Source organism: Microbacterium sp. SA39 (assembly GCF_000967865.1).
Classification (GTDB): domain Bacteria; phylum Actinomycetota; class Actinomycetes; order Actinomycetales; family Microbacteriaceae; genus Microbacterium.
In genome coordinates, this window is record NZ_JXRU01000034.1 from 127,711 (window position 1) to 140,803 (window position 13,093).

24 protein-coding genes are annotated in these 13,093 nt (G+C 65.1%); all 24 read left to right on the top strand.

All coding sequences use genetic code 11. The features are described from left to right. Positions 1-2 precede the first annotated feature (2 nt). The 24 genes from rpsS to RS85_RS10665 all read left to right on the top strand — a co-directional run bounded on the left by rpsS (position 3) and on the right by RS85_RS10665 (position 13,093). Positions 3-284, top strand: coding sequence for a 30S ribosomal protein S19 (gene rpsS, locus RS85_RS10545; RefSeq protein WP_046013408.1), 282 nt, complete (start codon positions 3-5; stop codon positions 282-284). Then, the gene (gene rplV / locus RS85_RS10550; RefSeq protein WP_046013409.1) at positions 284-682 is read left to right on the top strand and encodes a 50S ribosomal protein L22; all 399 of its coding nucleotides are present in this window, start codon (positions 284-286) and stop codon (positions 680-682) included. The genes rpsS and rplV overlap by 1 nt, the downstream gene beginning before the upstream one ends. Then, positions 682-1,437, top strand: a complete 756-nt coding sequence (gene rpsC / locus RS85_RS10555; RefSeq protein ID WP_046013410.1) for a 30S ribosomal protein S3 — start codon at positions 682-684, stop codon at positions 1,435-1,437. The genes rplV and rpsC overlap by 1 nt, the downstream gene beginning before the upstream one ends. Beyond that, positions 1,437-1,856: a 50S ribosomal protein L16 gene (gene rplP, locus RS85_RS10560; RefSeq protein WP_046013411.1), complete on the top strand. Its 420-nt coding sequence runs from the start codon at positions 1,437-1,439 to the stop codon at positions 1,854-1,856. The genes rpsC and rplP overlap by 1 nt, the downstream gene beginning before the upstream one ends. Then, positions 1,856-2,173 (top strand): 50S ribosomal protein L29, encoded by a 318-nt coding sequence (gene rpmC / locus RS85_RS20020; RefSeq protein WP_017829202.1) that lies wholly within the window; start codon positions 1,856-1,858, stop codon positions 2,171-2,173. The genes rplP and rpmC overlap by 1 nt, the downstream gene beginning before the upstream one ends. Beyond that, a complete protein-coding gene (gene rpsQ / locus RS85_RS20140; RefSeq protein WP_052703527.1) occupies positions 2,173-2,505 on the top strand; it encodes a 30S ribosomal protein S17 in 333 nt (110 codons plus the stop codon). Before rpmC ends, rpsQ begins: the two co-directional genes overlap by 1 nt. Then, on the top strand, positions 2,502-2,870 hold the full coding sequence (rplN, locus tag RS85_RS10575) for a 50S ribosomal protein L14 (RefSeq protein WP_045278746.1): 369 nt from the start codon (positions 2,502-2,504) through the stop codon (positions 2,868-2,870). The genes rpsQ and rplN overlap by 4 nt, the downstream gene beginning before the upstream one ends. 3 nt (positions 2,871-2,873) lie before the next feature. After that, positions 2,874-3,233, top strand: a complete 360-nt coding sequence (gene rplX / locus RS85_RS10580; RefSeq protein ID WP_046013412.1) for a 50S ribosomal protein L24 — start codon at positions 2,874-2,876, stop codon at positions 3,231-3,233. Further along, positions 3,233-3,823, top strand: coding sequence for a 50S ribosomal protein L5 (rplE, locus tag RS85_RS10585; protein WP_046013413.1), 591 nt, complete (start codon positions 3,233-3,235; stop codon positions 3,821-3,823). Before rplX ends, rplE begins: the two co-directional genes overlap by 1 nt. Positions 3,824-3,954: 131 nt before the next feature. Further along, entirely contained in the window at positions 3,955-4,353 is a 399-nt protein-coding gene (gene rpsH / locus RS85_RS10590) for a 30S ribosomal protein S8 (RefSeq protein WP_046013414.1), read from the top strand. Positions 4,354-4,359: 6 nt separating this feature from the next. Then, the gene (gene rplF, locus RS85_RS10595) at positions 4,360-4,896 is read left to right on the top strand and encodes a 50S ribosomal protein L6 (RefSeq protein WP_046013415.1); all 537 of its coding nucleotides are present in this window, start codon (positions 4,360-4,362) and stop codon (positions 4,894-4,896) included. Between the two features lie 2 nt (positions 4,897-4,898). Continuing rightward, positions 4,899-5,258, top strand: coding sequence for a 50S ribosomal protein L18 (gene rplR, locus RS85_RS10600; protein WP_029260926.1), 360 nt, complete (start codon positions 4,899-4,901; stop codon positions 5,256-5,258). 20 nt (positions 5,259-5,278) lie between these two features. After that, positions 5,279-5,971 carry a 30S ribosomal protein S5 gene (gene rpsE / locus RS85_RS10605; protein WP_442921943.1) on the top strand — a complete coding sequence of 231 codons (693 nt, stop codon included), beginning with the start codon at positions 5,279-5,281 and terminating at the stop codon, positions 5,969-5,971. Further along, the gene (gene rpmD / locus RS85_RS10610; RefSeq protein ID WP_046013417.1) at positions 5,971-6,156 is read left to right on the top strand and encodes a 50S ribosomal protein L30; all 186 of its coding nucleotides are present in this window, start codon (positions 5,971-5,973) and stop codon (positions 6,154-6,156) included. The genes rpsE and rpmD overlap by 1 nt, the downstream gene beginning before the upstream one ends. Next, positions 6,156-6,824 carry a 50S ribosomal protein L15 gene (gene rplO, locus RS85_RS20030; protein ID WP_082087587.1) on the top strand — a complete coding sequence of 223 codons (669 nt, stop codon included), beginning with the start codon at positions 6,156-6,158 and terminating at the stop codon, positions 6,822-6,824. Before rpmD ends, rplO begins: the two co-directional genes overlap by 1 nt. 154 nt (positions 6,825-6,978) lie before the next feature. After that, positions 6,979-8,301, top strand: a complete 1,323-nt coding sequence (secY, locus tag RS85_RS10625) for a preprotein translocase subunit SecY (protein WP_046013418.1) — start codon at positions 6,979-6,981, stop codon at positions 8,299-8,301. Then, positions 8,298-8,894, top strand: coding sequence for an adenylate kinase (locus tag RS85_RS10630; RefSeq protein ID WP_046013419.1), 597 nt, complete (start codon positions 8,298-8,300; stop codon positions 8,892-8,894). The genes secY and RS85_RS10630 overlap by 4 nt, the downstream gene beginning before the upstream one ends. Positions 8,895-8,904: 10 nt before the next feature. Next, positions 8,905-9,756 (top strand): type I methionyl aminopeptidase, encoded by an 852-nt coding sequence (gene map / locus RS85_RS10635; protein ID WP_046013420.1) that lies wholly within the window; start codon positions 8,905-8,907, stop codon positions 9,754-9,756. After that, positions 9,756-10,424, top strand: a complete 669-nt coding sequence (locus RS85_RS10640) for a DsbA family protein (protein WP_046013421.1) — start codon at positions 9,756-9,758, stop codon at positions 10,422-10,424. Before map ends, RS85_RS10640 begins: the two co-directional genes overlap by 1 nt. A gap of 155 nt (positions 10,425-10,579) precedes the next feature. Continuing rightward, a complete protein-coding gene (gene infA, locus RS85_RS10645) occupies positions 10,580-10,801 on the top strand; it encodes a translation initiation factor IF-1 (RefSeq protein WP_017201569.1) in 222 nt (73 codons plus the stop codon). 65 nt (positions 10,802-10,866) lie between these two features. Beyond that, positions 10,867-10,983 carry a 50S ribosomal protein L36 gene (gene rpmJ / locus RS85_RS10650; protein WP_005050492.1) on the top strand — a complete coding sequence of 39 codons (117 nt, stop codon included), beginning with the start codon at positions 10,867-10,869 and terminating at the stop codon, positions 10,981-10,983. Between the two features lie 161 nt (positions 10,984-11,144). Further along, positions 11,145-11,519: a 30S ribosomal protein S13 gene (gene rpsM, locus RS85_RS10655; protein WP_036276001.1), complete on the top strand. Its 375-nt coding sequence runs from the start codon at positions 11,145-11,147 to the stop codon at positions 11,517-11,519. Between the two features lie 31 nt (positions 11,520-11,550). Further along, entirely contained in the window at positions 11,551-11,949 is a 399-nt protein-coding gene (gene rpsK, locus RS85_RS10660) for a 30S ribosomal protein S11 (protein WP_046013422.1), read from the top strand. 154 nt (positions 11,950-12,103) lie between these two features. Further along, complete coding sequence (locus RS85_RS10665; protein WP_046013423.1) at positions 12,104-13,093, top strand: DNA-directed RNA polymerase subunit alpha; 990 nt, start codon at positions 12,104-12,106, stop codon at positions 13,091-13,093.

Sequence of the window (13,093 nt, forward strand, 5' to 3'; positions counted from 1 at the left end):
AGATGCCTCGCAGTCTTAAGAAGGGCCCCTTCGTCGACGATCACCTGCTTCGCAAGGTGGTCGTGCAGAACGAAGCCGGTACCAAGAACGTCATCAAGACCTGGTCTCGCCGGTCCATGATCATCCCGGCCATGCTGGGTCACACGATCGCGGTCCACGACGGTCGCAAGCACATTCCTGTGTTCGTGTCCGAGTCCATGGTCGGTCACAAGCTGGGCGAGTTCGCGCCCACCCGCACCTTCCGCGGCCACGAGAAGGACGACAAGAAGGGGCGGCGCCGCTAATGGTCGAATCGATCGCACGCGTGCGACACATCCGCGTGACCCCTCAGAAGGCTCGTCGTGTCGTCGCGCTCATCAAGGGCAAGCAGGCCCAGGAGGCTCTGGCGATCCTGAAGTTCGCACAGCAGAGCGCCAGTGAGCCGATCTACAAGCTTGTCGCGTCGGCCATGGCCAACGCGCAGGTCAAGGCGGATCGCGACGGCGAGTTCCTCGACGAGCAGGACCTGTACGTGGCCAACGCGTACGTCGACGAGGGATCGACGCTCAAGCGTTTCCGTCCCCGTGCACAGGGTCGCGCTTTCCAGATCAAGAAGCGCACGAGCCACATCACGGTCGTGCTCTCGACGCCTGAAGCGGCTCCGGCTGCCACGGGCGACAGCAAGAAGAAGGCGAGCAAGTAATGGGACAGAAGGTAAACCCGTACGGCTTCCGCCTCGGCATCACGACGGACCACGTCTCGCGTTGGTTCTCTGACTCGACGAAGCCGGGTCAGCGTTACGCCGACTACGTGGCCGAAGACATCAAGATCCGCAACCTGCTCAAGACGCAGCTCGACCGCGCCGGTGTCTCGAACATCGAGATCGAGCGCACTCGTGACCGCGTCCGCGTCGACATCCACACCGCCCGTCCGGGCATCGTGATCGGTCGTCGTGGAGCCGAGGCAGAGCGCATCCGTGGCGACCTCGAGAAGCTCTCGGGCAAGCAGATCCAGCTGAACATCCTCGAGGTCAAGAACCCCGAGGCTGACGCTCAGCTCGTCGCACAGGGCGTCGCCGAGCAGCTCTCTGCTCGCGTGGCCTTCCGTCGTGCGATGCGCAAGGGCATGCAGGGTGCGCAGCGCGCAGGCGCCAAGGGCATCCGCATCCAGGTCGCCGGCCGCCTCGGCGGCGCCGAGATGAGCCGCTCGGAGTTCTACCGCGAGGGTCGTGTGCCGCTGCACACGCTTCGCGCGAACATCGACTACGGCTTCTACGAGGCGCGGACCACTTTCGGCCGCATCGGCGTGAAGGTCTGGATCTACAAGGGCGACCTGACCGCGAAGGAGCTCGCTCGCGAGCAGGCCAACGCGCCCAAGGCTCGTCGTGACGACCGTGGTGGCGACCGCCGCCGTGCCCCGCGCAACGAGGCACCTGTTGCAGAAGGAGCGTCGGCATAATGCTCATCCCCCGTAAGGTCAAGTTCCGCAAGCAGCACCACCCGGGTCGCTCGGGTCAGGCCACCGGCGGCACGAAGGTCTCCTTCGGCGAGTACGGTATCCAGGCTCTGACGCCGGCATACGTGACCAACCGTCAGATCGAGTCCGCTCGTATCGCGATGACGCGTCACATCAAGCGTGGCGGCAAGGTGTGGATCAACATCTACCCCGACCGTCCCCTCACGAAGAAGCCCGCCGAGACCCGCATGGGTTCCGGTAAGGGTTCCCCCGAGTGGTGGGTCGCCAACGTCAAGCCGGGTCGCGTCCTCTTCGAGGTCGCCGGTGTGAGCGAGGAACTCGCTCGCGAGGCACTGACCCGTGCAATTCACAAGCTGCCTCTCAAGGCACGCATCATCAAGCGCGAGGAGGGCGACGCGTAATGGCGATCGGCACCAAGGAGCTCGCTCCGGCAGAGCTCGACACGTTCGAAGACCAGCGCCTCGTTGAGGAGCTGCGCAAGGCCAAGGAGGAGCTGTTCAACCTCCGTTTCCAGTCGGCCACCGGCCAGCTGGAGAGCCACGGCCGCATCCGCGCCGTCAAGCGCGACATCGCGCGTCTCTACACCGTGATCCGCGAACGCGAGCTGGGCATCCGTGCGACGCCCGCTCCGGTCGAGGCTCCGGCGAAGAAGGCGACCAAGTCGAAGGCGAAGAAGGCGGACTCCGCCGACGACGCCGTGAAGGAAGAGGCTGAGTGATGGCCACCAAGAAGGAAGCGACTGCGGAGACGCAGACCGCTGGACACGAGTCGTCCGAGCACGACGTGCGCGACACCGCAGCTCGCGGTTACCGCAAGTCGCGTCGCGGCTACGTCGTCAGCGACAAGATGGACAAGACCATCGTGGTCGAGGTCGAGGACCGCGTGAAGCACCCGCTTTACGGCAAGGTCATCCGCCGCACCTCGAAGGTCAAGGCGCACGATGAGGCGAACACCGCCGGCATCGGCGACCTGGTCCTGATCAACGAGACCCGCCCGCTCAGCGCCACGAAGCGCTGGCGTCTGGTGGAGATTCTGGAGAAGGCCAAGTGATCCAGCAGGAATCGCGCCTCAAGGTCGCCGACAACACCGGCGCCAAGGAACTGCTCACCATCCGCGTGCTCGGTGGCTCGAAGCGCCGTTACGCAGGTCTGGGTGACACCATCGTCGCGACCGTCAAGGACGCGATCCCCGGTGGCAACGTGAAGAAGGGTGACGTCGTCAAGGCTGTCATCGTCCGCACCAAGAAGGAGACGCGCCGTCCCGACGGCTCGTACATCAAGTTCGACGAGAACGCCGCTGTGATCCTGAAGAACGACGGGGAGCCCCGCGGCACCCGTATCTTCGGACCGGTCGGTCGTGAGCTTCGCGACAAGAAGTTCATGAAGATCGTCTCGCTCGCGCCGGAGGTTATCTAAGTCATGGCGAAGATCAAGAAGGGTGACCTGGTTCAGGTCATCACCGGAGCGACGCAGGAGCGCGGCGGAGACCGGGGCAAGCAGGGCAAGGTCCTGGAAGTCCTCGGCGAGAAGAACCGCGTCATCGTCGAAGGCGTGAACTACGTCACCAAGCACACGCGCGTCGGACAGACGCAGCGTGGCACCAAGACCGGTGGCATCGAGACCGTCGAAGCCTCCATCCACATCTCGAACGTCGCACTCGTCGACCCCTCGACCAAGAAGCCGACCAAGGTCGGCCACCGGGTCGAGGAGCAGACCAAGGACGGCGTCAAGCGCACCGTCCGCGTGCGCTTCGCGAAGAAGAGCGGTAAGGACCTCTGATGAGCACCGACACTGCCGCGCCGGCTGGCAAGATCCAGCCGCGCCTGAAGCAGAAGTACAACGCCGAGATCAAGAAGGCGCTGCAGGAAGAGTTCGGCTACTCGAACGTCATGCAGATCCCCGGCCTGGTCAAGGTCGTCGTGAACACCGGTGTCGGCGAGGCAGCTCGCGACAGCAAGGTGATCGATGGCGCGGTCGACGACCTCACCAAGATCACCGGCCAGAAGCCGATCGTCACGAAGGCCCGCAAGTCCATCGCGCAGTTCAAGCTGCGCGAGGGTCAGGCCATCGGCGCGCACGTCACCCTCCGCGGTGACCGCGCGTGGGAGTTCGTGGACCGCCTCGTGTCGCTGGCACTGCCGCGCATCCGCGACTTCCGCGGTCTGTCGCCCAAGCAGTTCGACGGCAACGGCAACTACACCTTCGGTCTCCAGGAGCAGAGCGTGTTCCACGAGATCGATCAGGACAAGATCGATCGGGTTCGCGGTTTCGACATCACCGTCGTCACCACCGCGAAGACGGATGACGAGGGTCGGGCACTGCTCCGTCAGCTCGGCTTCCCGTTCCGGTCGGACGACGTACAGGCGTAAGTCATCGACGGGCTCAGTGGTCACTGGTCACTGAGCCCGTCGATCTGCACGTACAATCGAAGATTGCGTGTCATCGCAGGCCGTCTGTCGTGTAACGGCAGCCGGAACCTCATGAACAAAGGAAAACAACAATGACAATGACAGACCCGGTCGCAGATCTGCTGACCCGTCTGCGCAACGCGAACTCGGCGCACCACGATTCCGTGACCCTGCCGTCGAGCAAGCTCAAGACGCACATCGCCGAGATCCTCCAGCAGGAGGGCTACATCGCCGGCTGGGAGACCTCTGACGCCCGCGTCGGGAAGAACCTGACGCTGTCGCTCAAGTACGGCCCGAACCGCGAGCGGTCGATCGCCGGCATCAAGCGCGTGTCGAAGCCCGGCCTTCGCGTGTATGCGAAGTCGACGGAGCTCCCCAAGGTGCTCGGCGGCCTCGGCGTGGCCATCCTGTCCACTTCCTCCGGTCTTCTCACCGACCGTCAGGCTGAGCAGAAGGGCGTGGGCGGAGAAGTTCTCGCCTACGTGTGGTAATCCCTCATGTCGCGTATTGGACGACTTCCCATCGACGTGCCTGCGGGCGTCACCGTTTCGGTCGACGGCCGCGAGGTCGCGGTGAAGGGCCCCAAGGGTGAACTCACCCTCACGGTGGCCAGCCCCATCGAGGTCGCGGTCGAGGAGAACCAGGTTCTGGTCTCCCGTCCCGACGACGAGCGCGAGTCGCGGTCGCTTCACGGCCTGACCCGCACGCTCATCAGCAACAACATCATCGGCGTGACCCAGGGCTACACCAAGGGTCTCGAGGTCGTCGGCACCGGTTACCGCGTGGCGCAGAAGGGCAGCTCGGTCGAGTTCGTCCTCGGCTTCTCGCACCCGGTCCTGATCGACCCGCCCGCCGGCATCACGCTCACGGTCGAGGGCACCAACAAGCTCACCGTCAGCGGGATCGACAAGCAGGCTGTCGGCGAGGCAGCTGCGAACATCCGCAAGATCCGCAAGCCCGAGCCGTACAAGGGCAAGGGTGTGCGCTACGCCGGCGAGAACGTGCGTCGCAAGGCCGGAAAGAGTGGTAAGTAACCATGGCTCTCAAGTCAAAGTCTGACGCCCGCGCGCGTCGTCACGCCCGCCTTCGCAAGAAGGTCGTCGGCACCGAGGTGCGTCCGCGCCTCGTCGTCAACCGTTCGGCTCGCCACGTCTTCGTGCAGCTCGTCGACGACAGCAAGGGTCACACCGTGGCGTCGGCTTCGACGCTCGAGACCGACCTGCGCTCGCTCGAGGGCGACAAGACCGCCAAGGCTCGCAAGGTCGGCGAGCTGCTCGCCGAGCGCGCGAAGGCCGCAGGCGTTTCCGAGGCTGTGTTCGACCGTGGCGGCAACCGCTACGCCGGTCGTGTCGCCGCCATCGCCGACGGCGCCCGCGAAGGGGGTCTGGCACTGTGAGTGACAACAAGGAGAACGAAGTGACCGATACGGCTGCTGCCGCTCCCGAGGCGGCTCCGGTCGTCTCCGAGACGGCTGCCGGCACGACCCAGGCTGAGCCTGCTCGCGAAGGCCGCCGCGGTGGCGGTCGCGATCGCAACCAGGGTGGCGGTCGTGACCGCAACTCGCGCGATCGTGGCGACAACCAGTTCCTGGAGCGCGTCGTCACCATCAACCGCGTCTCGAAGGTCGTGAAGGGTGGTCGTCGCTTCAGCTTCACCGCTCTCGTGGTCGTCGGCGACGGCAACGGTCTGGTGGGCGTCGGCTACGGCAAGGCTCGCGAGGTCCCCCTGGCGATCTCGAAGGGTGTCGAAGAGGCCAAGCGCAACTTCTTCCGCGTTCCGCGCGTCGGCAGCACGATCCCGCACCCGGTGCAGGGTGAGGCGGCCGCCGGTGTGGTCCTGCTTCGTCCGGCCGCTGCCGGTACCGGTGTCATCGCCGGTGGTCCGGTCCGCGCCGTGCTCGAGTGCGCCGGCATCCACGACGTGCTGTCGAAGTCGCTCGGTTCGTCGAACACGATCAACATCGTGCACGCGACCGTCGCTGCCCTGAAGCAGCTCGAGGAGCCCCGTGCGGTCGCCGCACGTCGTGGCCTCGAGTTCGACCAGGTTGCTCCGGCGCGTCTCGTCCGTGCGGAGGCCGACGCCATCGCCGCACAGAAGGTAGGTGCCTGATGGCTTCGCGCCTCAAGGTCACGCAGGTCAAGTCCAAGGTGAGCGAGAAGCAGAACCAGCGCGACACGCTGCGCAGCCTCGGTCTGAAGCGCATCGGTGACAGCACCGTTCGCCCCGACGACGCGCAGACGCGCGGTTACGTCAAGACCGTCGCCCACCTCGTCAAGGTTGAGGAGATCGACTAATGGCTGAGAAGAACGAGGCCGTCGAGGCCGAGAAGAAGGCCCCGAAGAAGGCTGCGGCTCCCAAGGCCGCCGCTGACAAGAAGCCCGCTGAGAAGAAGACGGCTGAGAAGAAGCCCGCAGCGTCGAAGGCACCGGCCAAGACCGCTGCCGCCGACGCCAAGGCCGACGCTCCCGCCAAGAAGCCTGCCTCCAAGAAGGCTGCGCCGAAGAAGGATGCTCCGGCATCCCGCCCCGGCGTGCTGAAGGTGCACCACCTGCGTCCGGTCCCCGGATCCAACACCGCCAAGACTCGCGTCGGCCGTGGTGAGGGCTCCAAGGGTAAGACCGCGGGTCGTGGAACCAAGGGCACGAAGGCTCGCAACACCGTTCGCGTCGGCTTCGAGGGTGGGCAGATGCCTCTGCACATGCGCACCCCGAAGCTGCGCGGGTTCAAGAACCCGTTCCGCGTCGAGTACCAGGTCGTGAACCTGGAGAAGCTCGCGGAGCTGTACCCGAAGGGCGGGGACGTCACCGTCACCGACCTGGTCGCCAAGGGCGCCGTTCGCAAGAACGAGAAGGTCAAGGTTCTCGGAAACGGCGACATCGCCGTCAAGCTCACCGTCGCGGTCGACAAGGTCTCGGGTTCCGCCGAGCAGAAGATCGTGGCAGCGGGCGGTTCCGTCAAGTAACCACTGCACAAGAGGGGCCGGAGAATTCTCCGGCCCCTCTTGTGGTTACGCAGGGCGGACCGTGGCTCGCTCTCGCGGTCCGGGGTGCTCGGATGGGTTACCCTGGTCTTTCAGCCGTCCTTCGGGAATCGGCCACTTTTCAGGAGGAACGTTCTTGTTCAGCGCCATCGCGCGGATCTTCCGCACGCCCGACCTGCGTCGGAAGATCGGTTTCACTCTCGCCATCATCGCGATCTACCGACTCGGTTCCAACGTCCCCGCCCCGTTCGTGAACTTCCCGAACGTCGAGGAGTGTCTGGCTGCCACCTCCGGTACCGACGGCCTGCTCGGACTCGTAAACCTCTTCTCCGGCGGAGCTCTGCTCCAGCTGTCGATCTTCGCGCTCGGGGTGATGCCGTACATCACAGCGACGATCATCACGCAGCTCCTGCGTGTCGTCATCCCGCACTTCGAGGCCCTGCACAAGGAGGGTCAGGCCGGTCAGGCCCGACTCACCCAGTACACGCGCTACCTCACGATCGCGCTGGCGCTGCTGCAGTCCACGACTCTCGTCACGGTCGCGCGCAGCGGTCAGCTCTTCGGGACGACCGATCTCGCGGCGTGCCAGCAGCTCCTCACCAATGACGTGTGGTGGGCGCAGCTGCTCATCATCATGACGATGACCGCGGGTACGGGCCTGATCATGTGGTTCGCAGAGCTGGTCACCGAGCGCGGCATCGGCAACGGCATGTCCCTCCTCATCTTCACGTCGATCGCGGCGACCTTCCCGGGTGCCATGGGCCTCATCTGGCAGACGCGGGGCTTCGAGGTCTTCCTCCTGGTCCTCGCCGTCGGCATCGTGGTGATGGGCCTGGTGGTCTTCGTCGAACAGTCGCAGCGCCGGATTCCGGTGCAATACGCGAAACGCATGGTCGGTCGCCGCACGTACGGCGGCACCAACACCTACATCCCGATCAAGGTGAACATGGCGGGTGTGATCCCCGTGATCTTCGCCTCGTCGCTGCTGTACCTGCCTGCTCTCATCGCGCAGTTCAACACGCCGCAGGACGGTTCCGCTCCGGCCCCGTGGGTGGCGTGGATCAGCGCGAACTTCACCACGGGCAACAGCCCGATCTACATGGCGGCGTACTTCCTGCTGATCATCGGGTTCACCTACTTCTACGTCGCGATCACGTTCAACCCGGTCGAGGTCGCCGACAACATGAAGAAGTACGGCGGGTTCATCCCCGGCATCCGTGCCGGTCGTCCGACCGCCGAGTACCTCGACTACGTCCTCACCCGCATCACGCTCCCCGGCTCGCTGTACCTCGGCCTGATCGCGCTCATTCCTCTGATCGCCCTGGCCACCGTCGGCGCCAACCAGAACTTCCCGTTCGGTGGCGCATCGATCCTGATCATCGTCGGCGTCGGCCTCGAGACGGTCAAGCAGATCGATGCACAGCTGCAGCAGCGTCACTACGAAGGGCTCCTCCGATGACAGCATCCGCTCGTCTTCTCATCGTCGGCCCGCAGGGTTCCGGGAAGGGCACGCAGGGCGTGCGCATCGCGGAGACCTACGGCATCCCGGTCGTGTCCACCGGTGACATCTTCCGCGCGAACATCAAGGAGGGGACGCCCCTCGGCCAGCAGGTCACGGCGATCCTCGACAAGGGCGACCTCGTGCCGGATGAGCTGACGAGCGAAATCGTGCGCGATCGCCTGTCGCAGGCGGATGCCGCGAACGGATTCCTGCTCGACGGATATCCGCGCAATGTCGCCCAGGTGGCGCATCTCGAGGAGTTCCTGTCCGGTCGGGGCGAGTCACTCGACGCCGTCATCCTGCTCGACGTGCCGCGCGAGGAGAGCCTTGCTCGCCTCGGCCTGCGCGCGACGGAACAGGGGCGCTCGGACGACACGGATGACGCCATCGCGCACCGTCTCGACATCTACGAGCACGAGACCGCTCCGATCATCGAGGTCTACGGCGCGAAGGGCATCGTCGACCGGATCGACGGCGTGGGCACGCTGGACGAGATCACCGAGCGCATCTCCGCAGCACTGGCCGCCCGCGGCCTGCGCCTCGCGGCCTGAGGCTCTCCGGATGTTCCGCCGGTCGATCTACAAGACCCCGGCTCAGCTTCGAGCCATGGTAGAGCCGGGACTCATCACGGCGGCGGCGCTCGAAGCCGTCCGTCCCCTGATCAGAGCCGGCGTGACCACGTTGGAGCTGGATGCCGCGGCGAACCGCACCATCGTCGCACGAGGTGCGGAGTCGAACTTCCAGCTCGTGCGCGGCTACCACCACACTATCTGCGTGTCGGTGAACGAGCAGGTCGTGCACGGCATCCCGGGGGAGCGTGTGCTGCGCCCCGGCGACATCGTCTCGGTCGACTGCGGCGCACAGTTCCAGGGCTGGAACGGCGACAGTGCGATTACCGTGGTCGTGCCCGATGCAGAGCGCCCGGAGCTCGTCGCTCAGCGCGAGGAGCTGTCCCGCGTCACAGAAGGGTCGCTCTGGGCAGGCATCGCCGCCATGACATCCGTCTCGACGATCGATGAGATCGGTACCGCGATCCAGGAATACATCGAGGCGCAGGGGCCCTCCGCGGTGTCGGGGGAGCCCTACGGCATCCTCCGCGAGTACGTGGGGCACGGCATCGGTCGCAAGATGCACGAGGCGCCCAGCGTGTTCAACTACCGCACGCCCGACCGAGGTGCCGACGTCAAGCCGGGCCTCGTCCTGGCCATCGAGCCGATGGTGACAGCAGGCGGCGAGGCGACCTACGTCGAGGATGACGACTGGACCGTCACGACCATCGACGGCACGGACGGCTCACATTGGGAACATAGCGTGGCCCTGCATGATGGGGGTATCTGGGTGCTGACCGCGCCCGATGGCGGAAAAGCCGGACTCGCCCCGTTCGGGGTCGAGCCTCGAGAGATCGGAAAGTAATGGCAGCGGCGAAGAGCAACACGAATTGGTTCGCGATCGGGGTATCGGCGGCCGTCGTCGTCATCCTCGTCGTCCTCGGCGGGCTCGTGGTGTTCCTCAACAACCAGGCCACTTCGCCCGGTGCCACTCCGACAAGCAACGAGGGGTTCGATGCCGAGTCCGGCTCCATCGCGCTCGGCGACGGCGAGGACACCGTCGCGGTCTTCGTCGACTTCCAGTGCCCCATCTGCAAGTCGTTCGAGGACCAGTTCGGCCCCCAGCTCGAGGCCGCCGCCGCGGACGGACGAATCACTCTCGAGTACCACCCCATCGCGATTCTCGATCGGTATTCGCAGGGCACCGAGTACTCGTCGCGCTCGGCCGGTGCTGCCGTGTGTGTCGCCGAGTCGAACCCCGACTTGTACCTCGACTACGCCAAGGCACTGTTCGCGAACCAGCCGGCGGAGAACAGCTCCGGACTGACCACTGAGCAGCTCGCGGGCTTCGCGACCGAGGTCGGCGCCGATGACGCGGTCGAGTGCATCAACGACGAGACCTACCGCAAGTTCGGCGCGGCTCAGGCCAAGTCGAACGAGATCAGCGGAACGCCGACGGTGAAGCTCAACGGGACAGCGCTCGACCTGAGCAACGCGGAGGACATGAAGAAGTTCACCGATCTGATCGGCTGACACACCGCCGCGCCGGCCAAGTTGCCGGATGCCTCCAGAGCGTCTAACATAGATCTTTGGTGCTTTGTGCCTTGATTCGGCGTGTCCGATCGGTCCAGCACCGCAACCACCCACCCACCGCAGATCGACCGGTCTGCAGAAGCGTCAGCGAGGCTATGGCTAAGAAAGACGGTGTCATCGAGATCGAGGGCGTGATCTCCGAGGCTCTGCCCAACGCGATGTTCCGCGTTGAGCTCAGCAACGGACACAAGGTCCTGGCAACGATCTCAGGAAAGATGCGACAGAACTACATCCGCATCATCCCCGAAGACCGCGTGGTCGTGGAGCTCAGCCCCTACGACCTCACCCGCGGCCGTATCGTCTACCGCTACCGCTGATCGGTCGAGAAGTAACGGCCTGCCCCGGATCCGGGGCGGTACGAAGACAGCGATAAGGAAACATCATGAAGGTCAACCCGAGCGTCAAGCCGATCTGCGATCACTGCAAGGTGATCCGCCGCCACGGCCGCGTCATGGTGATCTGCAAGAGCAACCCGCGTCACAAGCAGCGCCAGGGCTGACCTGCGCTGCGCGGCACCGCTCGCGCACATCTCACAACTCAATACGAAACGGCAGGATCAGACGCGTCGACGGGCTCAACGGCCCGGAGAAGCTGACACCTCGGGGCGGAGGCCCGGGCACCGATCCTGTTCCATACCTCCACTACATCCAGGAGAACCGCATGGCACGTCTTGCCGGCGTTGACATCCCGCGCGACAAGCGCGTGGTGATCGCCCTTACCTACATCTACGGCGTCGGCCGTACCCGCTCGGTCGAGATCCTCAAGGCGACCGAGATCGACGAGAGCATCCGCGTGAAGGACCTCAGCGACGACCAGCTGATCGTCCTCCGCGACTACATCGAAGGCAACTACAAGGTGGAGGGTGACCTGCGCCGCGAGGTCGCCGCAGACATCCGCCGCAAGGTCGAGATCGGCTCCTACGAGGGCATCCGCCACCGTCGTGGTCTCCCGGTCCGTGGTCAGCGCACCAAGACCAACGCCCGTACCCGCAAGGGCCCGAAGCGCACCGTCGCAGGCAAGAAGAAGGCCCGCTAAGCGCGGCCCCAGGGACTAGGAGAACACTTTCATGGCTGCACCCAAGGCCGCCGCGCGCAAGCCGCGCCGCAAGGAAAAGAAGAACATCGCGCTGGGCCAGGCCCACATCAAGTCGACGTTCAACAACACGATCGTCTCGATCACCGACCCGTCCGGCGCTGTCATCAGCTGGGCATCGTCGGGTGGCGTGGGCTTCAAGGGCTCCCGCAAGTCGACCCCGTACGCCGCAGGTCTTGCTGCCGAGTCTGCTGCGCGTCAGGCGCAGGAGCACGGCGTCAAGAAGGTCGACGTCTTCGTGAAGGGTCCGGGCTCCGGCCGCGAGACCGCGATCCGCTCGCTTCAGGCCGCAGGCCTCGAGGTCGGCTCGATCTCGGACGTCACCCCGCAGGCGCACAACGGATGCCGCCCGCCGAAGCGTCGCCGCGTCTGACAACGCTTGTCGAGTCGCTCGCCCTTCGGGTCGAGCGACTCGACGCCCGCGTGCGGGCATCGCGCTCGCTCTGCGAGCAGACGGTAACGTCACAATTGAAGACCTCACCACACCACATGTCATATAGCGGGCATGTGATCGAAAGGAACACAGAGTGCTCATTGCACAGCGTCCCACACTGACCGAGGAAAAGATCGTCGAGAACCGTAGCCGGTTCATCATCGAGCCTCTGGAGCCCGGTTTCGGATACACGATCGGCAACGCGCTGCGTCGCAGCCTGCTGTCGTCGATCCCCGGAGCCGCTGTCACCAGCGTTCGTCTCGACGGCGTGCTGCACGAGTTCAGCACCATCCCCGGCGTGAAGGAGGATGTCACCGAGATCATCCTCAACATCAAGCAGCTCGTCGTCTCCTCGGAGCGCGACGAGCCCATCACCGCGTACCTGCGCAAGACCGGTGCCGGTGAAGTGACCGCGGCCGACATCTCGGCTCCGGCCGGCGTCGAGGTGCAGAACCCCGAGCTCGTCATCGCGACCCTCAACGAGACCGCGAAGTTCGAGCTCGAGCTCACCATCGAGCGCGGTCGTGGCTACGTCTCCGCGACGCAGAACCGCAACGAGTACGCCGAGGCCGGTCAGATCCCGATCGACTCGATCTACTCGCCGGTCCTGAAGGTCAGCTACCGCGTCGAGGCGACTCGTGCCGGTGAGCGCACCGACTTCGACAAGCTCGTCCTCGACGTCGAGACCAAGCCGTCGATCAGCCCCCGCGACGCCGTCGCTTCGGCTGCCAAGACGCTCACCGAGCTGTTCGGTCTCGCTCGCGAGCTGAACGTCGAGGCCGAGGGCATCGAGATCGGTCCGGCACCGGTGGAGGCAGTGAACTCCAGCGAGCTGTCGATGCCGATCGAAGACCTCGACCTCTCGGTCCGCTCGTACAACTGCCTGAAGCGCGAGGGCATCAACACTGTTTCGGAGCTCGTCGCCCTCTCGGAGACGCAGCTCATGAACATCCGCAATTTCGGCCAGAAGTCGGTCGACGAGGTGCGCGACAAGCTCATCTCGCTCGGTCTGTCGCTCAAGGATTCGGTGCCCGGTTTCGACGGCGCCCACTTCTACGGCGGCAGCGAAGACGAGTCCTTCTGA